At 73.1% G+C, this 21,832-nt stretch carries 23 protein-coding genes; 7 read left to right on the forward strand and 16 right to left on the reverse strand.

The window, feature by feature from the left end:
• Positions 1–44 precede the first annotated feature (44 nt).
• Genes lipA through AB0I60_RS32475 form a run of 3 tightly spaced genes read right to left on the reverse strand, consistent with a single transcriptional unit; the run spans position 45 to position 2,450 of the window.
• Positions 45–1,046 (reverse strand): lipoyl synthase, encoded by a 1,002-nt coding sequence (gene lipA, locus AB0I60_RS32465; RefSeq protein ID WP_360736655.1) that lies wholly within the window; start codon positions 1,044–1,046, stop codon positions 45–47.
• A gap of 14 nt (positions 1,047–1,060) precedes the next feature.
• Entirely contained in the window at positions 1,061–1,981 is a 921-nt protein-coding gene (locus tag AB0I60_RS32470) for an oxidoreductase (RefSeq protein WP_360736658.1), read from the reverse strand.
• Between the two features lie 19 nt (positions 1,982–2,000).
• On the reverse strand, positions 2,001–2,450 hold the full coding sequence (locus AB0I60_RS32475; RefSeq protein ID WP_360736660.1) for a hypothetical protein: 450 nt from the start codon (positions 2,448–2,450) through the stop codon (positions 2,001–2,003).
• Positions 2,451–2,580: 130 nt separating this feature from the next.
• On the opposite strand from AB0I60_RS32475, the gene AB0I60_RS32480 reads away from it, so the two are divergent.
• Together AB0I60_RS32480 and AB0I60_RS32485 are read left to right on the forward strand one after the other, a co-directional pair.
• Positions 2,581–3,222, forward strand: coding sequence for a TetR/AcrR family transcriptional regulator (locus AB0I60_RS32480; RefSeq protein WP_360736721.1), 642 nt, complete (start codon positions 2,581–2,583; stop codon positions 3,220–3,222).
• Between the two features lie 241 nt (positions 3,223–3,463).
• Positions 3,464–4,399, forward strand: a complete 936-nt coding sequence (locus AB0I60_RS32485; RefSeq protein ID WP_360736723.1) for an LLM class F420-dependent oxidoreductase — start codon at positions 3,464–3,466, stop codon at positions 4,397–4,399.
• A gap of 90 nt (positions 4,400–4,489) precedes the next feature.
• On the opposite strand, the gene AB0I60_RS32490 is transcribed toward AB0I60_RS32485, so the two are convergent.
• From AB0I60_RS32490 to lpdA, 7 genes are all read right to left on the reverse strand, one after another.
• The gene (locus AB0I60_RS32490; RefSeq protein WP_360736662.1) at positions 4,490–4,972 is read right to left on the reverse strand and encodes a helix-turn-helix domain-containing protein; all 483 of its coding nucleotides are present in this window, start codon (positions 4,970–4,972) and stop codon (positions 4,490–4,492) included.
• 1 nt (position 4,973) lies between these two features.
• Positions 4,974–5,987 carry a serine hydrolase gene (locus AB0I60_RS32495; RefSeq protein WP_360736665.1) on the reverse strand — a complete coding sequence of 338 codons (1,014 nt, stop codon included), beginning with the start codon at positions 5,985–5,987 and terminating at the stop codon, positions 4,974–4,976.
• A gap of 62 nt (positions 5,988–6,049) precedes the next feature.
• Positions 6,050–6,793: a lipoyl(octanoyl) transferase LipB gene (gene lipB, locus AB0I60_RS32500; RefSeq protein WP_360736668.1), complete on the reverse strand. Its 744-nt coding sequence runs from the start codon at positions 6,791–6,793 to the stop codon at positions 6,050–6,052.
• Complete coding sequence (locus AB0I60_RS32505) at positions 6,780–7,397, reverse strand: phosphatase PAP2 family protein (protein ID WP_360736671.1); 618 nt, start codon at positions 7,395–7,397, stop codon at positions 6,780–6,782. The genes lipB and AB0I60_RS32505 overlap by 14 nt, the downstream gene beginning before the upstream one ends.
• Positions 7,394–8,278: a TIGR01777 family oxidoreductase gene (locus AB0I60_RS32510; protein ID WP_360736673.1), complete on the reverse strand. Its 885-nt coding sequence runs from the start codon at positions 8,276–8,278 to the stop codon at positions 7,394–7,396. Before AB0I60_RS32510 ends, AB0I60_RS32505 begins: the two co-directional genes overlap by 4 nt.
• Before the next feature lie 214 nt (positions 8,279–8,492).
• Positions 8,493–10,283, reverse strand: coding sequence for a 2-oxoglutarate dehydrogenase, E2 component, dihydrolipoamide succinyltransferase (gene sucB / locus AB0I60_RS32515; RefSeq protein ID WP_360736676.1), 1,791 nt, complete (start codon positions 10,281–10,283; stop codon positions 8,493–8,495).
• A gap of 54 nt (positions 10,284–10,337) precedes the next feature.
• The gene (gene lpdA, locus AB0I60_RS32520; RefSeq protein ID WP_360736678.1) at positions 10,338–11,708 is read right to left on the reverse strand and encodes a dihydrolipoyl dehydrogenase; all 1,371 of its coding nucleotides are present in this window, start codon (positions 11,706–11,708) and stop codon (positions 10,338–10,340) included.
• Between the two features lie 175 nt (positions 11,709–11,883).
• Here lpdA and AB0I60_RS32525 point away from each other — a divergent pair, with 175 nt between their 5' ends.
• Positions 11,884–12,204: an oxidoreductase gene (locus AB0I60_RS32525; protein ID WP_360736680.1), complete on the forward strand. Its 321-nt coding sequence runs from the start codon at positions 11,884–11,886 to the stop codon at positions 12,202–12,204.
• Between the two features lie 81 nt (positions 12,205–12,285).
• Here AB0I60_RS32525 and AB0I60_RS32530 read toward each other — a convergent pair whose 3' ends face one another.
• Positions 12,286–12,849 (reverse strand): TetR/AcrR family transcriptional regulator, encoded by a 564-nt coding sequence (locus AB0I60_RS32530; protein WP_360736683.1) that lies wholly within the window; start codon positions 12,847–12,849, stop codon positions 12,286–12,288.
• Positions 12,850–12,901: 52 nt separating this feature from the next.
• Between AB0I60_RS32530 and AB0I60_RS32535 the strand changes: the two genes are divergently transcribed.
• Positions 12,902–13,510 carry an NAD(P)H-binding protein gene (locus tag AB0I60_RS32535; RefSeq protein ID WP_360736685.1) on the forward strand — a complete coding sequence of 203 codons (609 nt, stop codon included), beginning with the start codon at positions 12,902–12,904 and terminating at the stop codon, positions 13,508–13,510.
• A gap of 136 nt (positions 13,511–13,646) precedes the next feature.
• On the opposite strand, the gene AB0I60_RS32540 is transcribed toward AB0I60_RS32535, so the two are convergent.
• Complete coding sequence (locus tag AB0I60_RS32540) at positions 13,647–15,143, reverse strand: leucyl aminopeptidase (protein ID WP_360736687.1); 1,497 nt, start codon at positions 15,141–15,143, stop codon at positions 13,647–13,649.
• 196 nt (positions 15,144–15,339) lie between these two features.
• Between AB0I60_RS32540 and AB0I60_RS32545 the strand changes: the two genes are divergently transcribed.
• Positions 15,340–16,533: an amino acid permease gene (locus AB0I60_RS32545; protein WP_360736690.1), complete on the forward strand. Its 1,194-nt coding sequence runs from the start codon at positions 15,340–15,342 to the stop codon at positions 16,531–16,533.
• A 222-nt stretch (positions 16,534–16,755) separates the two neighbouring features.
• Positions 16,756–17,856 (forward strand): branched-chain amino acid aminotransferase, encoded by a 1,101-nt coding sequence (locus tag AB0I60_RS32550; RefSeq protein ID WP_360736692.1) that lies wholly within the window; start codon positions 16,756–16,758, stop codon positions 17,854–17,856.
• Positions 17,857–17,944: 88 nt separating this feature from the next.
• Here AB0I60_RS32550 and cobS read toward each other — a convergent pair whose 3' ends face one another.
• Genes cobS through cobU form a run of 3 tightly spaced genes read right to left on the reverse strand, consistent with a single transcriptional unit; the run spans position 17,945 to position 20,249 of the window.
• Positions 17,945–18,658 carry an adenosylcobinamide-GDP ribazoletransferase gene (gene cobS, locus AB0I60_RS32555; protein ID WP_360736694.1) on the reverse strand — a complete coding sequence of 238 codons (714 nt, stop codon included), beginning with the start codon at positions 18,656–18,658 and terminating at the stop codon, positions 17,945–17,947.
• On the reverse strand, positions 18,658–19,695 hold the full coding sequence (gene cobT, locus AB0I60_RS32560) for a nicotinate-nucleotide--dimethylbenzimidazole phosphoribosyltransferase (protein ID WP_360736696.1): 1,038 nt from the start codon (positions 19,693–19,695) through the stop codon (positions 18,658–18,660). Before cobT ends, cobS begins: the two co-directional genes overlap by 1 nt.
• Positions 19,692–20,249 (reverse strand): bifunctional adenosylcobinamide kinase/adenosylcobinamide-phosphate guanylyltransferase, encoded by a 558-nt coding sequence (cobU, locus tag AB0I60_RS32565; RefSeq protein ID WP_360736699.1) that lies wholly within the window; start codon positions 20,247–20,249, stop codon positions 19,692–19,694. Before cobU ends, cobT begins: the two co-directional genes overlap by 4 nt.
• A gap of 115 nt (positions 20,250–20,364) precedes the next feature.
• Here cobU and AB0I60_RS32570 point away from each other — a divergent pair, with 115 nt between their 5' ends.
• Positions 20,365–20,592, forward strand: coding sequence for a hypothetical protein (locus AB0I60_RS32570; protein ID WP_360736701.1), 228 nt, complete (start codon positions 20,365–20,367; stop codon positions 20,590–20,592).
• A 74-nt stretch (positions 20,593–20,666) separates the two neighbouring features.
• Here the strand turns inward: AB0I60_RS32570 and AB0I60_RS32575 are convergent, their stop codons facing one another.
• Positions 20,667–21,653, reverse strand: a complete 987-nt coding sequence (locus AB0I60_RS32575; RefSeq protein WP_360736704.1) for an aldo/keto reductase family protein — start codon at positions 21,651–21,653, stop codon at positions 20,667–20,669.
• Between the last annotated feature and the right edge of the window lie 179 nt (positions 21,654–21,832).

Raw genomic sequence — 21,832 nt, forward strand, 5'->3', positions numbered from 1 at the left:
GAACGCCCGGCCTGATCGGAGGCCGGGCGTTCGCGGACAGCGGTCTAGCGGGCCAGCAGGGAGGTGATCTCCTGGGCCGCGCCGCCCGCCTCCAGCAGGTGGTGGAGGTTCTCCGGCAGCACGTCACCCCGCTTCTGCACGGCCTGCGCGTACAGCCGGCCCGCGCGGTACGACGAGCGGACCAGCGGGCCCGCCATGACGCCGGAGAAGCCGATGCCCTCGGCGGTCTCCTTGTGGGTCACGAACTCCTCGGGCTTCACCCAGCGCTCCACCGGGTGGTGCCGGGGCGACGGGCGCAGGTACTGGGTGATCGTGATGATCTCGCAGCCCGCCTGGTGCAGGTCGCGCAGCGCCTCGGTGACCTCGTCCGGGGTCTCGCCCATGCCCAGGATCAGGTTCGACTTGGTGACCAGACCGGCTTCGCGGGCCTTCGTGATCACCTCCAGCGACCGCTCGTAGCGGAACGCCGGGCGGATGCGCTTGAAGATCCTCGGCACGGTCTCCAGGTTGTGCGCCAGCACCTCGGGCCGGGACTCGAACACCTCGGCGAGCTGCTCCGGGACCGCGTTGAAGTCCGGGATCAGCAGCTCGACGCCCGTGCCCGGGTTGAGCGCGTGGATCTGCCGCACGGTCTCCGCGTACAGCCACGCGCCGCCGTCGGCCAGGTCGTCGCGCGCCACACCGGTCACCGTGGAGTACCGCAGGCCCATCGCCTGCACGGACTCGGCCACCCGGCGCGGTTCGTCGCGGTCCAGGTCGGCGGGCTTGCCGGTGTCGATCTGGCAGAAGTCGCAGCGGCGGGTGCACTGCTCACCACCGATCAGGAAGGTGGCTTCGCGGTCTTCCCAGCACTCGTAGATGTTGGGGCAGCCGGCCTCTTCGCACACCGTGTGCAGGCCCTCGCGTTTGACCAGGCCCTTGAGCTCCCGGTACTCGGGGCCCATCTTCGCCTTGGTCTTGATCCACGAGGGCTTCTTCTCGATGGGCGTTTGACTGTTGCGGACTTCCAGTCGCAGCAGCTTCCGACCCTCAGGTACGACGGTCACCTGCCAACCCTACGTCACGAGGGGTCGGGCGTGACGCCCGTGAGCTCGGCGGTCAGGTCCCACAGCCGGCCTGCCGCGAGCTCGTCGCGGGCCGCCGGGGTGGAACCGGCGCGGGTCGGGTGGCCCCTGGTGCCCCGGAACCCGCCGGGCCCGTAGTAGCCGCCGCCCTCGACACCGGGTGCCGTCGCGGCGTAGAGCTGCGGCAACGCGCCCATGGCGACGTCCTGGGACACCAGCTCGGTCAGCTTCGCGCCCACGGCCAGCAGCGGGTTGCGCTGCGCGCGGGCCATCGTGGAGCTGAGTTCGGTGACGGTCAGGCCGGGGTGCGCGGCGACGGACGTCACGTCCGCGCCGGACTTGCGGCAGCGCCGCTGGAGTTCCCGGCTGAACAGCAGGTTGGCCAGCTTCGACTGCCCGTAGGCCCGCCAGGCGGAGTACTTGCGCACCTCGTAGTTCGGGTCGGCCAGGTCCACCGTGCCCTGCTGGTGGGCGAGGCTGGACACGGTCACCACGCGGGCACCCGGTGTCGCTCGCAGCAGCGGCATGAGCAGCCACGTCAGCGCGGCGTGACCCAGGTGGTTGGTGCCGAACTGGCGCTCGAAGCCGTCGACCGTGCGCTCCGGCGGGCACGCCATCACGCCCGCGTTGTTGATCAGCACGTCCAGCCGGTCGGTGCGCTCGCGCACCTCGGCCGAGGCCGCGCGCACCGAGGCGAGGTCGGCCAGGTCGAGCGGGACGAGTTCGGCCTTCCCGCCGGCGGCGAGCACCCGCTGCACCGCGTGCTGCCCGCGCTCGGCGGACCGGCACGCCAGCAGCACCCGCGCCCCCTTGGCGCCGAGCACCTCGGCGGTCCGCAGGCCGAGGCCCGAGTTCGCCCCGGTCACCAGCGCGGTCCGGCCGCTCTGGTCGGGGATGTCCGCTTCGGTCCACTTCATGGTGACCAGCTAACCGGCGTCAGGCGCTCTTGGCGAGTTTCCGGGACCGGTCCGGAGCGGCCGGGCCGGTGCGGATCAGCGTGGCGAAGGCCGCGCCGACGCGGGTGATCTCGTCGCTGCTCTCGGACAGCTCGGCGAGGCCGGAGGTGAGCGCCAGCAGGCGCTGCTCGCGCCCGACCGCCTCGGGCGAGGTCAGGTGCTCGTCCAGCACGGCCCGCAGCACGGGCTGCTGGGCGGCCAGCGCGCGCCACGTCCGGGTGACGATCTCGACGCGGTCGTCGTCCTCGTCCTCCAGCGCGACGCCGAGGCGGCCGGTGAGCTGCTGCATCCACCGGTGGTGCAGGGCGAGCAGCAGTTCTTCCTCGGTGGCGAACACCTCGTGGTCGAAGGTCAGCGGAGCAGCGGGGGTCGCGGTGCGGAGCACGGCGTCCAGGGCGTCGCGCCGTCGGTAGAAGTCGTCCCAGCTCATGATCACGCCTCCCTCTCTCGTGACCGGAGTCGTACCCCGGGTCTGTCGCATACCGGCGGTATGGCCGATGAGGCGAACATACCACGGGTACGTACCGGCGGTATGTCGTACGGTTGTGAACGTGGTGACAGTGCGGTCGAGGCGGGTCGACTACTCCGAGTCCACGAGGCAGGCCCTCGTGGACAGCGCCGTGGAGCTGTTCACCAAGCGCGGGTACGCGGGCACGTCGCTGGACGAGGTGGTCAAGCGCGCCCGGCTCACGAAAGGCGCGCTGTACCACCACTTCAGCGGCAAGCAGGCGCTGTTCGAGGCCGCGTTCGACTCGGTCGAGAACGCGTTCATGCGCAAGCTCGGCGAGATCGTCAGCGCGCCCGGCGACCCGTGGGACACCGCGATCGCGGGCCTGCGGGCGTACGTGCGGGTCTGCCTGGAGCCGTCCTACCAGCGGATCGTGATCCACGAGGCGCCGGTCGTGATGGGCTGGGAGCGGTGGCGCGAGGCCGAGGAGCACTTCAGCTACGGCCTGCTGCGCTCGACCATCGAGGTGCTGATCACCACCGGCGAGCTGGAGCAGCTCCCGGTCGAGACCATGGCCCGGCTGCTGTTCGGCGCGCTGTCGGCGGGGGCGAGCACGATCGCCGGCGCGGCCGACCCGCGCAAGGCGAGTGCGGAGGTGGAGCGCACCATCGTCCGCGTGGTCGAGGGCCTGCGGGTCACCGAGCCCCCGCCCCGCATCACCCCCGAACCCCGTTCCCGCTCCCGCAGGCGCTGACCCGGCCGTTGCCGCGCCTGCTGGGGTCCACCCGGCCGTTGCTGTGCCCGCCGGGTCGACCCGGCCGTTGCCGCGCCTGCCGAGCCGGGGCCGTTGGCGCGCCCACCGCGCTGCCCGGTGCCGGCCGGCCTCGTGCGCTCGGCGGGCCGTCCCGGGTGGGCTGCTGCCAAGTCCGGGGCGCGGGGAAGCCGGCGTCGGATCGCGGGCTCGTGGGGGCGGCGTTTAGCGTTGTGCCGTGGAACTGGAGCTGCGCATCTTCACCGAGCCCCAGCAGGGGGCTTCCTACGACGACCTGCTGCGCGTCGCCCGCACCGCCGAGGACGCGGGCTACGGCGCGTTCTTCCGGTCCGACCACTACCTCCGGATGGGACCGGGCGACGGGCTGCCCGGCCCGACCGACGCGTGGATCACGCTGGCCGGCCTGGCCCGCGACACGACGACCATCCGGCTGGGCACGCTGGTCACCGCCGCGACCTTCCGCCACCCCGGGCCGCTGGCGATCTCGGTGGCCCAGGTGGACGTGATGTCCGGCGGCCGGGTCGACTTCGGGCTGGGGTCCGGCTGGTTCGAGGAGGAGCACGCCGCCTACGGGCTGCGCTTCCCGTCGCTGGGCGAGCGGTTCGAGCTGTTCGAGGAGCAGCTCGCCGTCATCACCGGGCTGTGGGGTACGCCGGTCGGCGAGAAGTTCTCCTTCGAGGGCAAGCACTACACGCTCACCGACTCGCCCGCGCTGCCCAAGCCCGCCCAGTCCCGGGTGCCGGTGGTGATCGGCGGCAAGGGCGCGAAGCGCACGCCCGCGCTGGCCGCGCGGTACGCCACCGAGTTCAACCTCCCGTTCGTGGACCCGGAGTTCGCCGCCGGGCAGTTCGAGCGGGTCGACGCGGCGTGCCGGGAGATCGGCCGCGACCCGGCGACGATGACCCGGTCGGCCGGTCTCGTGCTGTGCGTCGGCCGGGACGACGCCGAGGTCGCCCGCCGGGCGGCGGCGATCGGGCGGGACGTGGCGGAGCTGAAGGAGAACGGCCTGGCCGGCACGCCCGCCGAGGTGGTCGAGCGGCTCGGCGGGTGGCGCGAGCGCACCGGCATCAGCCGGGTCTACCTCCAGGTGCTGGACCTGGCCGACCTCGACCACCTGGAGCTGGTGGCGGCCGAGGTCGCGCCGCAGGTGCGCGGCTGACCGGCGTCGGGTGACCGGCACCGGGTAACCGGCACCGGCTGACCGGCGTCGGGTGACCGGCCGACGTGACGGCGGGGGACGCGCCGGGCGTCAGGTCCGGAGCTGGCCCGCCACGTCGGACGCGGCGGTGAGCAGGACGAGCACGGGGATGGTGGCCGCGCCGCGCAGCCGGTAGCTCCCGCGCTTGTCCTGCTCGACCACGCCGGAGCCGGTGAGCGCCTTGAGGTGGTGGTACAGCCGGCCGGTCGAGCCGAGGTGGGCGGCCTCCTGGAGCGCCGCCGCCGGCTGCGGGCCCCGGGCGAGCAGGAACCGCACGATGTCCACCCGCACGGGGTGCGCCAGCGCGGCCAGCACCTCGATCCGGGGCCGGTCGGCCAGCGACAGCGCGCGTTCCGGCGTGACGTCGATCCGCCACGTCACCTGCCCGCCGCCCAGCGACACCAGCCCGCCGTAGCCGACCGCGCCGCCGCCGTCCGCGTCCTCGGCCGGCGCGGGCTCGTGCGCGCCGCTCTCCAGGGCCGCCACGCGCTGCTCCAGCTCGGCAAGTCGCTGCACCAGGTCCACCGTGGCCATCCTACGAGAGGCCCACCTGGAACAGCCCCGGACCGGCGCGGTCCAGGAGGGTGTCGAGCACCAGCTCGACCAGCCCGGCTGCCCGCCCGTACCAGGTCTCGTCGACCTCCTCGACGAGGACGACCGCCGTGCCGACCCGGCCGTCCTGCCACCGGACCCGGCACCCGAGGGTGAGCACGCCGGGCACGGAACCGCCCTTCAGCCCGATCCCGGCGACGCCGTCCGGCGGGACCTGCCCGCGCTCCAGGTGGCTCAGCGCGCGCGGGAACCGGTCGAGGGTGCGGTGCAGCCGGTGCAGGCCGGCCGCCGTGCCGCGCCAGGTGGTGTGCATCAGCGGTCGCACCCGCTCGTACTCCCGGGGCACGTCCGGCAGCCGGCCGATGACCTCCAGCCGCAGCCTCGGGTCGTCCAGGTACTCCCGGACGTCGACCTCGCGCCCCAGCACGATCCGCAGCCAGTGGCCGAGGACCGACGGGATCGGCGCGTCCGGCCAGCCGGCCCGGACGGCGGCCGTGCGCACGACCGGCTCGCCCAGCCGGTGCAGCAGGTAGTCCGTCGCCGCGTTGTCGCTGTACCGGATCATCACCGACGCCAGGTCGTCCAGGGTGACCAGGGCGTTGGGGTCGTCGGCGGTGAAACCGTTGGAGCACTCGAGGTCCAGCGCTCGCAGCGCCTGCGGGTGCGCCCCGCCGTCCAGGGGGAGGTAGTACTGCTCCCAGTCGCCGACGCGGACGGGTTCGCGCGCGTCGACCTGGCCGCGCCGCACCGCGAGGTCGTAGCCGACGAGGTGCACGACCTTCACCGCCGACGCGAGCAGGTGCCGTTCGTGGGGTCGGTGGGCGAACCGGCGGCCCTTGCCGTCGTCGACCACCGCCGCGAAGTGCTCGCGGTTCGCGCGTAAGTGGTCCAGCCAGTTCTCGGGTCCGGGATCGGCCGCCGCGGGCATCGCGGGCAGCAGCAGGGCGCTGCCCGCCACACCGCAGGCGGAGAGCAGGTGCCGTCGAGTCAGGTGCACGACGAGATCTCCCCTCTGGTAGTCCGTAATTCCGGAATGCTAGAGGGGAGATCTCGGTGTTGTCAGGGGGTCTGCACCGCGAACGTGACGCCGGCGGCCACCGGTTGTTCACGGATGAGCGTGCGCTCGGTCAACGGCAGGTCGCCGTCGAGCGCGTCGAGCACCGCCTGCCGGGCCACCGGCAGCACCTCGGCGACCGTGACGGTGCGGTCCAGCTCCCGCGAGAGCGACGCCACGCCCGCGTCCCGGATGCCGCACGGGATGATCGCGCCGAACCCGGCCAGGTCGGCGTCGCAGTTGATCTCGAAGCCGTGCATGGTCACGCCCCGCTGCACCCGGATGCCGATCGCCGCGATCTTGCGCTCCGGGCCCCGGTCGTCCGCCGCGATCCACACGCCGCTGCGGCCCTCGACCCGGCCGGTGCGCACGCCGAACTGGTCGCACACGTGGATCAGCGCCTGCTCCAGGCGGCGCACGTACTGCACCACGTCCATCGGCTCCGCCAGCGCGACGATCGGGTAGCCCACGAGCTGGCCCGGTCCGTGCCAGGTGATCTTGCCGCCCCGGTCGACGTCGATGACCGGGACGTCGCCGCCCCGGGGGCGCTCCTCGTCCTCGGTGCGCCGGCCGCAGGTGTAGATCGGAGGGTGCTCCAGCAACAGCATCGTGTCGCCGATGTCGCCGTCCGCGCGGGCGTCGTTCAGCTCGCGTTGCAGGTCCCAGGCGGCCAGGTAGTCGATGGTGCCCAGCTCGCGCACGTCGACCGGGTCCGTCGAGGTGCGGCAGGAGAGGTCAGGACTGCTCACCCCTCGACCCTACGCCTGCGGGCAGCAGCCGCAGGGCCAGGGCCGCGAGCAGCCCGACGCCGGTCGTGGCGAGCGCCGCGCCGACCGTGTCGGTGAGCCAGTGCACCGTCAGCACCACCCGGCCGGCCGCGCACAGGGCCACCGCGGCGACCGCCAGCACGACGGCCGTGCGCAGGTGGCGGCGGGCGAGGTGCGCGCACAGCACGACCCCGGTGAACGCCACCGAGGTCACCGCCGTCACGTGCCCGCTCGGGTAGGACGGCAGGTCGAACACGACCGGCCGGACCCGGTCGTAGCCGAACCGGGCCAGGATCGTGCACCACGAGACACCGAGCAGCAGCGCGGCCTTGAGCACCAGCACCTCGCGGGCCAGGACCGCCCGCAGCCCCAGCGACACCACCGCGATCACCGCCAGGCCGGGGCTGAGCACGAAGCTGACCAGTTCGGCCGCCTGCACGAACCCCGGCCCCAGGCCCCGGGCCCGGTCGCGCAGGGCGACGTCCGGCCCCGGCGGGGTCCCGCGCACCGCGATCCCGAGCGCGACGGACGCCAGGACCAGCAGCGCGCCCAGCACCGCCGGCACCGCCCGGGAACCGCCGGTCATCCGGCGACGGCCGCCGCCACCGCCGCGCCCAGCGCCGGGTGCAGGAAGTGGAAGCCGTTGCGCTCCAACGCCTTGGGCACCGCCCGCTGACCCGCGAGGACGCCCTCCTCGGCGATCTCGCCGAGCACCGCCTTGAGCGCGAACCCGGGCACCACCCACGGCGTCGGCCGGTGCAGCGCGTGGCCGACCGTGCGGGTGAACTCGGCGTTGGTCACCGGGCTGGGCGCGGTCAGGTTCACCGGGCCCTCCACGGTGTCGTGCTCCAGGACGAACCGGATGGCCGCGACCACGTCGTCCAGCGAGATCCACGGCATGTACTGCCGGCCGTCGCCCAGCCGCCCGCCCAGGAAGAACTGGAACAGCGGCTTGACCCGGCCGAACAGGCCGCCCGACGGGCTGATCACCAGGCCGGTGCGCAACCGCACCACGCGCTGGGACGCCGCCGCACCGGTCGCCGCCTCCCACTGCCGGCACATGTCGGCCAGGAAGCCCGTGCCGGACGGCGTGGACTCGTCCACCACCGCGTCACCGGTGTCGCCGTAGTAGCCGACCGCGCTCGCGTTCACCAGGGTCGGCACGCCGTGCTCGGCCACCGCCGCCGCCAGCACCTCGGTGGGCACGGTCCGGCTGTCCAGCAGCACCTGCTTGCGGGCGTGGTCCCAGCGCTTGTCCGCCACCCCCGCCCCGCACAGGTTGACCACGGCGTCCGCGCCGTCCAGCGCGCCGGGGTCCAGCAGCCCGGCGGGCGGGTCCCAGCCGCGCTCGTCGGGCGCGGTCGGCCTGCGGCGGACCAGGCGGACGACCTCGTGCCCCGCGCCGCGCAGCGCGGCTACCAGACTGGTGCCGATGAACCCGGACGAACCCGCGACCACTACCCGCATGGGTTGATCGTCTCGCAGCGGCCCGCGCGGTGCACAACGGGTCCGGTGTCGCGCGTGCCACCGGGTTCGGACCGCTTCGGGCGGGCTCCGCCGAACGGCGGGGAGCCGTCCTCGGGAGGGTGGTGCCGGACGGCGGGGGCTGCCCGGCGCACCGGGTGCGGAACGGCCGGAGCCGCCCCGCGCGCGTGGCGCGGGGCGGCTCCGGCGAGGTGGGTCAGAGGCCGAGGTCGGCCTCGAACGCGCCCTCTTCGAGGCGGTTCTTGACGGTGGTGAGGAACCGGCCCGCGTCCGCGCCGTCCACCAGGCGGTGGTCGTAGGTGAGGGCCAGGTAGGCCATCGAGCGGATGGCGATGGTGTCGTCGCCGTTCTCGTCGGTGATCACCACGGCGCGCTTCTTCACCACGCCGACGCCCAGGATGCCGACCTGCGGCTGCTGGATGATCGGGGTGTCGAACAGCGCGCCGTTGCTGCCCAGGTTGGTCAGCGAGAACGTGCCGCCGGTCAGCTCGTCCGGGGTCAGCTTGTTCGAGCGCGCCCGCGCCGCCAGGTCGCCGATCTTGTGCGACAGGCCGGCCAGGTTCAGGTCGCCCGCGTTGGCGATCACCGCGTTGAGCAGGCCGCGCTCGGTGTCGATCGCGATGCCCAGGTGCTCGGCACCGTGGTAGACGACCTCCTTCTTCTCCTCGTCGATGGACGCGTTGAGCACCGGGTGCTGCTTGAGCGCCTCGACGGCGGCCTTGGCGAAGAACGGCAGGAACGTGAGCTTGGTGCCCTCGCGCTGCTCGAACGCCGCCTTCGCGCGGTTGCGCAGCCGGGCGATCTTGGTGACGTCCACCTCGAACACCTGGGTGAGCTGCGCCGACACCTGCAACGACTCGCGGGTGCGCTGCGCCACGATCTGCCGCAGGCGGGGCAGCTTCTGCACGGTGCCGCGCTTGCCGCTGGAGTCCGGGGCGGGCGTGGCCGCGACCCGCTGCGCCGGGGCGGAGGGGGCCGACGGGGCGGCCGGCGCGGGAGCCGGGGCCTTGGCGGCCTCGACGGCGGCCAGCACGTCCTGCTTGCGGATGCGACCGCCGACGCCGGTGCCCTTGAGGGAACCGAGGTCGATGCCGTTCTCCGAGGCCAGCTTGCGCACCAGCGGCGTCACGTACGGGGCGCCGTTGGCGTCGTCGGACGACGCGGGCTCGGCCTTCGCGTGCTGGCCCTGCCGCTCCTGCTCCTGCGGGGCCGGCTTCGGCGCCGGCGCCTGGGCCGGTGCCTGCTGCTCCTGCTTCGGCGCTTCCTGCGCGGGCTTCGGCGCCTCCTGGGCCGGGGCGGGCTTCGGGGCCTCCTCGGCGGGCGCGGGCTTCGGGGCCGGGGCGGCGGCCGGCGCGGGCGAGCCCGAGCCGACGACGGCGAGCTGACCGCCGACCTCCACGGTCTCGTCCTCGCCGGCGGTGATCTCCAGCAGGGTGCCGGCGACCGGGGACGGGATCTCGGTGTCGACCTTGTCGGTGGACACCTCCAGCAGCGGCTCGTCGACCTCGACCGAGTCGCCGACCTGCTTGAGCCAGCGGGTGACGGTGCCCTCGGTGACGCTCTCGCCGAGGGCCGGCATGGTCACCGGGGTGCCCTCGGCGGAACCGCCGGACTGCTGCGGCGCGGCCTGCTCGGACTCCTCGGCCGGGGCGGACTGCTCGGCGGGTGCCTCGGGCTCCGGGTCGGCCTGCGGTTCCGGCGCGGACTGCTGCGCGGGCTCCGGGTCGGACTCCTGCGCGGGGGCCGAGTCGCCGTCGCCGATGACGGCGAGCTCCGCGCCGACCTCGACGGTCTCGTCCTCCTGGGCGACGATCTTCTGCAGGACGCCCGCCGCCGGGGACGGGATCTCGGTGTCGACCTTGTCGGTGGACACCTCCAGCAACGGCTCGTCGACCTCGACGCGGTCACCCTCCTGCTTCAACCAGCGGGTGACCGTGCCCTCGGTGACGCTTTCGCCGAGTGCGGGCATTTGGACGGAGAAGGCCATCGTTCGCTGACTCCTCGTGCGTGGGTCGGGGATCGGCTGACTGGGGTGCGACGGTCAGCCGTGCACGTGCAGCGGCTTGCCGGCCAGGGCGAGGAACGCCTCGCCGAGGGCTTCTGTCTGGGTCGGGTGGGCGTGGATGAGCGGGGCCACGTCCTCGGGGTGGGCCTCCCAGCTGTAGATGAGCTGGGCCTCGCCGATCAGCTCGCCGACCCGCTCGCCGACCAGGGTGATGCCGACCACCGGGCCGTCGGGCGCCTTGACCAGCTTCACGCCGCCGGCGGTCTTGAGGATCTGCGACTTGCCGTTGCCGGCGAGGTCGTAGACGAACGTCTCCACCGAACCGTACTTCTCCTTGGCCGAGGCTTCGGAGAGGCCCACCGAGGCGACCTCGGGCTTGCAGTAGGTGACCCGGGGGATGCCCGCCTCGTCGATCACCTTCGGGTTCTGCCCGGCGATCTCCTCCGCGACGAAGATGCCCTGCTGGAACCCCCGGTGCGCGAGCTGGAGGCCGGGCACGATGTCGCCGACGGCGAACACGTTCGGCAGCGAGGTGCGCAGCCGCTCGTCGGTGATCACGAAGCCGCGCTCGATCGCGACGCCGGCCTCCTCGTAGCCGTGGCCCGCCGTGTTCGGGCCCCGGCCGACGGCGACCAGCAGCAGGTCGGCCTCCAGCACGTCGCCGGACTCCAGGGTCACCGAGACGCCCGAGTCGGTCTGGGTCGCGCCGGTGAACTTGACGCCGGTCTTGAACTTGATGCCGCGCCGGCGGAACGCGCGCTCCAACTGCTTGGACGCGTACTCGTCCTCGGCGGGGACCAGGCGGGGCAGCGCCTCCACGATGGTCACGTCCGCGCCGAACGAGGACCACACGCTGGCGAACTCCACGCCGATCACGCCGCCGCCGAGCACCACGACCTTGTCCGGCACGTGGTCCAGGTTCAGCGCCTGGTCGCTGGTGATGATCCGGCCGCCGATCTCCAGGCCGGGCAGGCTGCGCGCGTAGGAGCCGGTGGCCAGCACGACGTTCTTGCCGGTGTACCGGTCGCCGTTCACCTCGACGGTGTTCGGGCCGACGAACGTGCCCGCGCCCTCCACGAGGGTGACCTTGTTCGCCTTCGCCAGGCCCTGCAAGCCCTTGTAGAGGCGGCTGACCACACCGTCCTTGTAGGAGTTCACGCCGGCCATGTCGATGCCCTCCAGGGAGGACTTCACGCCGAACTGGTCGCCTTCGCGGGCGTTGTCCGCGACCTCCGCCGCGTGCAGCAGCGCCTTGGTCGGGATGCAGCCGCGGTGCAGGCAGGTGCCACCCAGCTTGTCCTTCTCGACCAGGACGACGGACAGGCCGAGCTCGGCCGCGCGGAACGCGCAGGCGTAGCCGCCCGAGCCGCCACCGAGGATCACAAGGTCGGCGGAGGTGTCGGTCACGGGATCTCCCTGGAGAGCTTGGTGCCTTACATCGCGCGGGTGCGCGCGGGTGCTTGCCATCTTGTCACTACTTCGCGGGAGGCGGCGACGCGGTGTCCTCTTGGGAGGATTTGCCCACACCTTCACACCGACGCCGGCACCATGGTCCGCACGAGTCGCACCAGGAGGTGGCCCGGTGGGCCTGTTCGACCGTTTTCGCAGGAAGCAGCGCCCGGGAGTGCTGCGGACGTCGACGTCCACGGACACCGGCCACCTGGAGAAGTGGGCGGCGGAACGACGCGGGGTCGAGGCGTACGTCGAGCCCAAGACCACCGTGACGGAAACCACGGTGGTGCTGGTCGCGCACGACGGCGAGTGGACCCGGCGGCGCATCGACGGCGTCGACGGCGCGAAGAAGCTGGCGAAGAAACTGGGCATCCCGATCTACGACGCGGGCATCGTGGGCTACCCGAAGCGGATGCGTGAGTACTCCCGCCGCAAGAACCAGAACGGCTGACCACCTGGTTCGCAGGAAGGGTCGTCGTTGCGCTGGGAATTCCACGCCTAGCGGGTCTTGAGGATCGGGCGTGGGGAGATTTCAGTTCAGGCCGGTCCACAGCGCGGAAACGATCGCGCGCGGGTCGGCCGGCCATTCGGTGAAGAACCCCAGGAACACGTGGTAGTGGCACGCGCCGAGCAACATGCCGGCGGTCGCGCACGGGTCGGCCGACGCCGCCAGCCTGCCGATCCGCTGCTCTCCGGCGAGGTACCGGGCCAGGGCCTCGACCTCCGCGTGCGGTCCCGCGCCGCGCTGCCGGAGCAGTTCGCTGTGCGCGGCCAGCAGGGTGGGTTCGGAGAACACCGACGCGGCGATCGGGAACGTTTCCGAGTAGAAGCCGATCGCGGTGCGGGCGACCGCTTCGAGGTTCTCCCGGACTTCTCCCTCACCCGCGCGCAGGCCGGCCACGAGCGCGCCGAGGTCGCTGGGCACGCGTTCCCTGAGCACGGCGAGGAACATCCCGGTCTTGTCCTGGAAATGCTTGTACAGCGCTGCTTCGGACAGCTCCGCCGCCTTGGCGATCTCCTTGGTCGTCGCCCGCGCGAGACCCTTGGTCCGCATGACGTGGGCTGCGGCGTCAAGGATGCGGTCGCGTGTGCTCATGTGGTAATCCTAGTGGTTAGTGAGTGCTCACCAACCACACAGGGGGGAACCCGTGAAGATCACCGTCTTCGGGTCGAGCGGCGGCACCGGAATCCAGGTCGTGACCCGCGCGCGGGCCGCCGGGCACGACGTCACGGCCGTCGTGCGCAGGCCGAACGGGAAGGACGCGGTCGCCGACGTCGGCGACGTCGAGTCGATCGGGTCGGTGATCGCCGGCGCGGACGTGGTCGTCTCGGCGATCGGGTCGCGGGGGCGCGGGCCGACCACCGTGCAGACCGACAGCGCGGAGAACATCGTGGCGGCGATGGGCGCGCGGGGCGTGCGCCGGCTGGTCGTGGTCAGCAACAGCGGCATGGTGGTGGACGACCAGGACACGCTGCCGAGCCGCTACCTGGTCAAACCCATCCTGCGGCGCGTCCTGAAGGGCCCGTGGGAGGACATGGCCGAGATGGAGCGGGTGATCCGGGCGAGCGGTCTGGAGTGGACGATCGTCCGGCCGCCCCGGCTGACCGACGGCCCGCACACCGGCAGGTACCGCACGGCGGTGGACAAGAACCTGCGCCGGGGCGACACCATCTCGCGCGCCGACCTGGCGGACCTGATCGTGGCCTGCGCCGAGAACCCGGCGACGGCGGGCCAGGCCATCGCGGTCGGGTACTGAGCGACCGGCGGGGCGGTCGCGCGGTCGGGGGCGGTCGCGCGACCGCGTGGTCGGGCGCGGGACGGGTGCTGGTCGGGTGCGGAGACCACGAAGGGGCCCGCGGCGGGGGCCCCTTCGTGGTTCGCGACGGCTCTGGTCAGCCGTTCGCCGCGATGTCCGCCAGCACGGCGGCCAGCGTGCGGACCGGCACGCCGGTACCGCCCTTGGTGGTGTACCCGTGGGGCGCACCGGAGTGGAACGACGGGCCGGCGATGTCGACGTGGGCCCACGGCACGCCGTCGGCCACGAACTCGCGCAGGAAGATCCCCGCCACGAGCATCCCGCCGAACCGGTGCCCGGCGACGTTCGCCAGGTCCGCGACCCGCGAGTCCAGGTCGCCCCGCAGTTCCTCGGGCAGCGGCATGGCCCAGGCGTTCTCGCCCACCGCGCGGCCGAGCGCGGCGACCCGGTCGCGGAACTCGTCGGAGCCCATCACGCCGGCCGTCCGCTTGCCCAGCGACACGACCTGCGCGCCGGTCAGCGTGGAGGTCTCGATCAGGTAGTCCGGGTTGTCCTCGCACGCCCGCGCGATCGCGTCGGACAGCACCAGGCGGCCCTCGGCGTCGGTGTTGAGCACCTCGACGGTCTTGCCGCCGTACATGGTGAGCACGTCACCGGGCCGGTAGGCGGTGCCGGACGGCATGTTCTCCGCCAGCGGGGCCCACGCGGTGACCTCCAGCGGGTACTTCAGCTTGGCCGCCAGCACGACGGTCGCCACGACCGCCGCCGCGCCGCTCATGTCCGAGGTCATCTCGTCCATGCCGGCGGCCGGCTTGATGGAGATGCCGCCGGTGTCGAAGGTGATGCCCTTGCCGACCAGGGCGACCTTCTTGCCCGCCTTCGGGCCCCGGTAGGTCACCCGGACCAGGCGCGGCGGGCGCGAGGAGCCGACGCCGACGCCGAGGATGCCGCCGAAGCCCTGCTTGCGCAGCGCCTTCTCGTCGAGCACCTCGACCTCCAGCCCGTCGATGCCCTTGGCCAGCGCGGTCGCCCGCTCCGCGAAGGACGCCGGGAACAGGTCGTTCGGCGGGGTGTTGATCAGGTCGCGGGTGGCGGCGACGGCCTCCGCGATCGCGGTCGACGCCTTCACCGCCGCGCGGTGCGCCTTGACCGTGCCCCCGGCGGGCGCGACCAGGTCGACGCGGGCCACCGGGGCCTCGCCGGCCGACGACTTGTAGGCGGTGAACTGGTACGCGCCGAGCAGCGTGCCCTCGACGGCCGCGCCGAGGTGGATCGCGGACAGCGTGGACGTGGCGCGCTTCTTGCCGGTCAGGGCGCGGGCGGCGGCACCCGACGCGCGGCGCACCTGCTCCTCGCTCACGCCGTCACCGGTCGGCTTGCCCAGGCCCACGGCGACCACGAGGGGCGCGGCGAGCTTGCCGAACGTGGGGACGGTGACGATCTCCTCGGCCTTGCCGGTGGCGCCCAGGGTGGCGAGGACGTCCAGCAGCCCGCCGTCGAACCCCTGGTTCACCGCCTCGGCGGCACCCGCGAGGGCGAGCCCGTCCGGTCCCTGGACGGTGCCCACCACCACCGCGTCGACGGCCGTGGTGGTCAGGTCACTGTCGGTGATGGCCAATTTGGGGGCGGTCACTGCGGCTCCTTGACGGGGTCCTCCCGGCACTTCCTGGTCGTGCGGCGGGAACGTGGGTGGATCGTGAAGAATGCTAAAGGTCTTGTTCACAGACCGGACCGCCGCACCTTCGACAGCGCGGAGTAACAATTAACACGATCGTGGGTCGATCGGCCGGCCGTTAGTCGGTGACCGGTCCGTGTGGGACCGTGTAGCGGTGACTGTCACGCCCCGTGCCGGGGCCGTGGTGCTCGCCCTCGGCGCAACCCTCGGTGCCGGAATCCTGGTCGGATCCGCCCCCGCCGCCGCCGTCGCGGGCCCCTGGTTCCTCCCCGCCGTCGCCCTGGCCGCGCTCACCGCGCTGTGCTGCGCGTACTCGACCGCGGACCAGCACCGGGCCTACCCGGACGCGGCCGGCGGCTACGCCTACATCCACAACCAGCTCGGGCCGTGGCCCGCCCGGATCGGCGCGAGCGCGCACCTGGTCGGCCGCGCCGGGCTCGCGGCGGCGGTGGCCGGGGCGTTCGGCGCCTACGCCTTCCCGTCGGACCGCGTGGTGGCCGGGCTCGGGCTGCTGGTGGTGACGGCGGCGGTCGGGCGCCACCTGGCCGGGTACGTCGCGTGGGCGGCGGTGCTGGTCGTCGTCGCGGTGCTGGTGGTGGTGGTCCTGGTCTGCTTCTCGGTGCCGCCCGCGTCGCCGCCGGACCCGGTCGGACCGGCCCGGTTCGACGGGATCATGGGTGGGGCGGCGCTGATGTTCGCGGCGTTCACCGGGTTCGAGCGGGTCACCGCGCCGGCGCGCGGAGACCGGGTCTTCCCGGCCCGGGTGCTGAAGGTGTCCATCCCGGTGCTGGTCGGGGCGGTGCTGGTGGTGCTGCTGGCGGTCGGCGCGGCGGTGCTGCACCAGCTCGGCCCGGCGCGGCTGGCGCTGTCGCCGGCACCGCTGAGGGACGCGCTGGTCGCGGCGGACGGGCGCGCGCTGGTGCCGGTGGTGACCGTGGGTGCGGTGGTGGCGTCGGTGTCGGTGCTGGTGTTCGTGCTCGGCGGCGCGCGGCGCACGCTGGTCGGGTTGGTGGAGAGCGGCGACCTGCCGAACGTGCGGGCTCGGTGGCCGCTGGAGGTGGTGTCGGTCGCGCTGGCCGCGTCGGCGTTCCTGTGGCTGCCGACCTCGACGGCGTTCGCGGTCGGCGCGTGCGGCACGGCGTTCTACTACGGGTTCACCAACGCGTCGGCGCGGGTGCTGCTCCAGGAGGACCGGACGTGGCCGATGCGCACGGCGTGCCTGGGGTTGGGCCTGTCGGTCCTGCTGGCGATGAGCGCGCCGGCCGACGCGTTGATCACCACCGTGGCGGGGGTCGTGGTGGGCACGGGGTTGCTGGGCCTGGCGAGGATCAGGCAGCGCGTGGGATGAGTTGCGATCACCCGCGTGAGCACTCCCGTGATCGCCCGCTTGATCACCTGTGTGATCACCCGCGTGGAAATGGTGGCTATTGATATCCGAGGCCGCCGGTAACCGAGGTGGCCTCGGATATCGGATGCCGCCGGTCGGTGGTGGCGGTTGCCGGCCGGAGTTCCACGTCCGAGCGTCGGGATGGCGATTTTCCGGAGTCGCAACGGGAGCTAGTGTGCTGTCATGACGACCGCGTTGCCTTTCTCCCGGACCACCAACCCCCGGCCGGCGACCCCGGAACGGGTCGCGGAGGTACTTGCCAAGCCGGGCTTCGGGCAGCACTTCACCGACCACATGGTGACGATCCGCTGGAACCGCGAACAGGGCTGGCACGACGCCGCAGTCGAGCCCTACCACTCGCTGGAGCTGGACCCGGCGGCAATGGTGCTGCACTACGGCCAGGCGATCTTCGAAGGGCTCAAGGCGTACCGCCGGCCCGACGGGTCGATCGCGTCCTTCCGCCCCGAGGCGAACGCCGAGCGCTTCCGCGCGTCCGCCCGGAGGCTCGCCATGCCCGAGCTGCCCGACGAGCTGTTCCTGGAGTCGGTCCGGGAGCTGCTCGCGGTCGACAGCCGGTGGGTGCCCGAGGCGGCCGAGGAGTCGCTGTACCTGCGGCCGTTCATGTACTCGTCGGAGAAGGGCCTCGGCGTGCGGCCCTCGTCCGAGTACGTCTACGTGCTCATCGCCTCGCCCGCCGGCTCGTACTTCTCCGGTGGCCTCAAGCCGGTGACGGTGTGGCTGTCCGCCGAGTACGTGCGCGCGTCGCCGGGCGGCACCGGCGCGGCCAAGTTCGCGGGCAACTACGCGGCGTCGCTGGTGGCGCAGGCCCAGGCCGCCGAGCAGGGCTGCGACCAGGTGGTCTGGCTGGACGCGGTGGAGCGCCGCTGGGTCGAGGAGATGGGCGGGATGAACCTGTTCTTCGTCCTCGGCTCCGGTGCCGACGCGCGCGTGGTGACGCCGGAGCTGTCCGGCGCGCTGCTGCCCGGCATCACCCGCGACTCGCTGCTGCGGCTGGCCGCCGACTTCGGCTACGGGGTCGAGGAGCGCCGGTTCTCCACCGAGGAGTGGGAGAAGAAGGCCGAGTCCGGTGAGCTGACCGAGGTGTTCGCCTGCGGCACGGCGGCGGTGATCACGCCGGTCGGGCACGTGAAGCACGCGGGCGGCGAGTTCAGCGTGTCGGGCGGGGCGACCGGCGAGGTGACGCTGCGGCTGCGGGAGCGGCTGACGTCGATCCAGCAGGGGTTGGTCGAGGACCCGCACGGCTGGATGACCCCGTTGGGCTGATGTCCGTGGGGTGAGGCTGGATCAGCCCCTCGGTGAGGCTGGTCCAGCCGTGGGGTGAGGCCGGCCCGGGTGGTGGGGCTGGTCCGGATCAGGAGAGCGAGCAGACGGCGAGCACGGTGAGGCTCGCCGTTTCGCACGCTGCGCCGAGGACGTCGCCGGTGATGCCGCCGAACCTGCGGCGGGTGTGCCGGATCAGCAGGAGGACGAGGGCGGCGGCCAGCGCGACGGCGACCGGGCCGTGCCACGGGTGCACGAGGTAGCCCGCCGCGGCGAGCACCAGCCACCACGCGAGGGCGGTCGGGCGGGACTGGGTGCCCGCCACGAGCGCGCCGAGGCCGGTCGGGCGTGCCGCCGGGACGCCCTTCGAGCAGCACAGGACGAATGCGGCACGGCCGGTGGTGAGGGCCAGGACCACGGCGGGCCAGGGGACCTCGGGGAGGGTCGCGGCCTGACCGCCCAGGACGACGATCAGGGCGACCACGCCGAACGGGCCCGCGCCGCCCTGCTTCATGACCTCCAGGGCGCGTTCGGGCGGGCCGTAGCAGCCCAGGCCGTCGGCGGTGTCGGCCAGGCCGTCCAGGTGCATGCCCCGGGTGGCCAGTGCGAGCCCGCCGACCACGAGGAAGCCGGCCAGGAGCGGCGGGGCGTGCAGGGCCGCGAGCCCCTGCAGCGCCGCTGCGGCGACCAGGCCCAGCAGCGTGCCGACCAGCGGTGAGCACAGGACGGCACGTCCGGCCGACCGCGCGTCCACGTCGGCGACGTGGACGGGCAGCACGGTCAGCCAGGACAGGGCCAGGCGCATCAGACGGGCCCGGACACGCCCGCGCCGTCGAAGGTGGCCATCTCGGCGAGGACCCTCGTGGCCATGGCGACCAGCGGGAGCGCGGCGACCGCGCCGGAACCCTCGCCCAGGCGCAGGTCGAAGTCGAGCAGCGGCTCCAGGCCGAGGTGGTTGAGCGCCAGGGCGTGCGCGGGCTCGGCGGACCGGTGCCCGGCCACCCACCACTCCCGGGCGCCCGGCGCGAGCTCCTCGGCGACGATCGCCGCCGCGCCCACCACCACGCCGTCCAGGATCACCGGGGTGCGGCGGACGGCGGCCTGCGCCAGGAAACCGGTCATGGCGGCGATGTCCGCGCCCGCCGAGGTGGCCAGGAGCTGCACCGGGTCGTTGATCACCGGGCGGGCGCGGCGCAGCGCGTCCCGGATGGCGGCGGTCTTGCGCATCCAGCCCCGGTCGTCCACGCCCGTGCCCCGGCCGACCACGGCCACCGGCTCGGAGCCGGTGAGCGCGGCGATCAGCACGGCGGACGGGGTGGTGTTGCCGATGCCCATGTCGCCGGCGATCAGCAGGTCCGCGCCGCCGTCGACCTCGTCGTCCACCAGCTTGCGGCCGAGTTCGACGGCTCGTTCGGCCTCCTCGCGGGTCAGCGCGTCCTCGCGGTCGATGGAACCCGAGCCCCGGCGGACCCTGCCGTCGCCGACCGGGGTGTCCGAGTCGACCGCCACGTCGACCACCCGGACGGTCGCGCCGGCGACCGTGGCCAGCACGTTCACCGCCGCGCCACCGGTCAGGATGTTGGCCACCATCTGGCCGGTGACCTCGCTGGGGTAGGCGGACACGCCGTGCTGCGCCACGCCGTGGTCGCCCGCGAAGACGACCACGCGCGGCCGGGTGAACGGGCGCGGCGGGCACGTGCCCTGGCACGCCGCCACCCAGACGCCCAGCTCCTCCAGCTTGCCCAGCGAGCCCGAGGGCTTCGTCAGCACGCCGTGCCGGGCGACGGCCTCCCGGCGGGCGTCTTCGTTCGGCGGGTCGACGGGCGGGAACACGATGGTCACCGACTACCTCCGGCTTCGCGCAGTCGCAGTGGGATTCCGGCGACGACCAGCAGCACCTCGTCGCAGACCTCGGCCAGCCGCGCGTTGAGCGAGCCGAGGTGATCGCGGAAGAGCCTGCCAGAGCGCGTGCCCGGCACGACGCCCAGCCCGACCTCCGCCGACACCAGCACCAGCCGGGCCCGGGTCTGGGCCACCGCGTCCACGAGCGCGCCGCACTGCCGCTCGACCTGGTCGGCACCCCGGCCCTCCCACGCGCCCGCGTCGTCCAGCGCGCCGGCCAGCCACGTCGCCAGGTCGTCCACCAGGATCGGCGGGTCGCTCTCGGCGGTGGCGGTGAGCAGGGCGGTCAGGTCGTCGGGCGCGGGTGCCTCGACGGTGTGCCAGGAGGTCGGGCGGCGGGCCACGTGCCGGGCGATGCGCTGCTCCCAGTCCGCGTCGTCGGGGTAGCGGCGGGCGGTCGCCACGTAGGTGACGACGTCGTCGGCGACGAGACCTTCGGCGTGGGCCGACTTGCCCGACCGCGCACCGCCCAGGACCAGTGTCCGACGCGTCACACCGCACTCCATCCGGGTTGGGAGGACCTAGCATCCGAGTAGGCCGAACGTGGCCTGACCAGGGAACGTTACCCGCCGGACGTCGTCGGGCGGGCATGATCGGGCGTGGCCCGGCATGATCGAGGGAGCGCGGGAGGCCGTCGTGGAGTACCGCTGGCGGTACCAGGACGAGCAGGGCCGGGAGATGGACGGGCCGGCTGAGCTGTTCGCGGACCAGGGCGAGGCAGAGGACTGGTTCAGCGCCTCGTGGGAGGCATTGGCGGCGGCCGGGGTGTCGCAGGTGACCTTGCTGCGCAGCGAGTCCGAGGTGTACGGGCCGATGTCGTTGTCGCCCGTGGAGTGAGTGCGGGCGTGGGTTGAGCGGGAGCGGTTGAGCGGGGTGGAAGGCCCCCGCTGGTGGCGGGGGCCTTTCCCTGGTCAGGGGGTGATGGTCTGGCGGGGGTCGGTCTCGACGACGCCGTCGAGGACGTCGTCGATCTTCTTGAGCAGCTCGGGGTCGAGCTTCACGCCGGCGGCCTTGACGTTCTCGGTCACCTGCTCGGGGCGGGACGCGCCGATGATCGCGGAGGCGACGTTCGGGTTCTGCAGGACCCACGCGACGGCGAGCTGGGCCAGCGAGAGACCGGCCTCCTCGGCGATGGGCTTGAGGTTCTGCACGCGGGTGAGCACGTCATCGTTGAGGAAGCGCGCGACGAACTTCGACCCGTTCTCGTCGGTGGCGCGGGAGCCGGCCGGAACGGGCTGACCGGGCAGGTACTTGCCGGTGAGCACGCCCTGCGCGATCGGGGACCAGACGATCTGGCTGATGCCCTCGCGCTCCGAGGTCGGGACGACCTGGGGTTCGATGATCCGCCACAGCATGGAGTACTGGGGCTGGTTGGAGACGAACGGGACCTTCAGCTCGCGGGCGAGCGCGGCACCCCGGGCGATCTGCTCGGCGTTCCACTCCGAGACGCCGATGTAGAGGGCCTTGCCCTGGCGCACGATGTCCGCGAACGCCTGCATGGTCTCTTCCAGCGGCACCGTGCGGTCGTAGCGGTGCGCCTGGTAGAGGTCGACGTAGTCGGTCTGGAGGCGCTTGAGCGAACCGTTGATCGACTCGTGGATGTGCTTGCGGCCCAGCCCCTTGTCGTTGGGACCGCCGGGGCCGGTGGGCCAGAAGACCTTGGTGAAGATCTCGAGCGACTCGCGGCGCTCGTCCTTGAGGGCGCGGCCCAGGACTGCCTCGGCCTTGGTGTTCGCGTACACGTCGGCGGTGTCGAAGGTGGTGATGCCGGCGTCGAGCGCGGCGCGGACGCAGGCGGTGGCCTGGTCCTCCTCGACCTGCGAGCCGTGGGTGAGCCAGTTGCCGTACGAGATCTCGCTGATGTTCAGGCCGCTGCGGCCGAGGCGTCGGAACTCCATGCCACCGAGTCTAGTGGCGGTTCGTTCGGGTTGCTAATGAACTGCAAGCGCGAAAGAGTCCTCGCCGGACGGGCGAGCCGCCAGGGATGACGGAAGTGCGGGTCGTCGTGTCATCCCCGTGTGGCCCGGTCGGAGACAACCACCCTTGAGTGGGTAGTGCAAGCGAAGGGCGTGCTTGC

It is taken from the genome of Actinosynnema sp. NPDC050436 (genome assembly GCF_040655415.1).
Classification (GTDB): Bacteria; Actinomycetota; Actinomycetes; order Mycobacteriales; family Pseudonocardiaceae; genus Actinosynnema.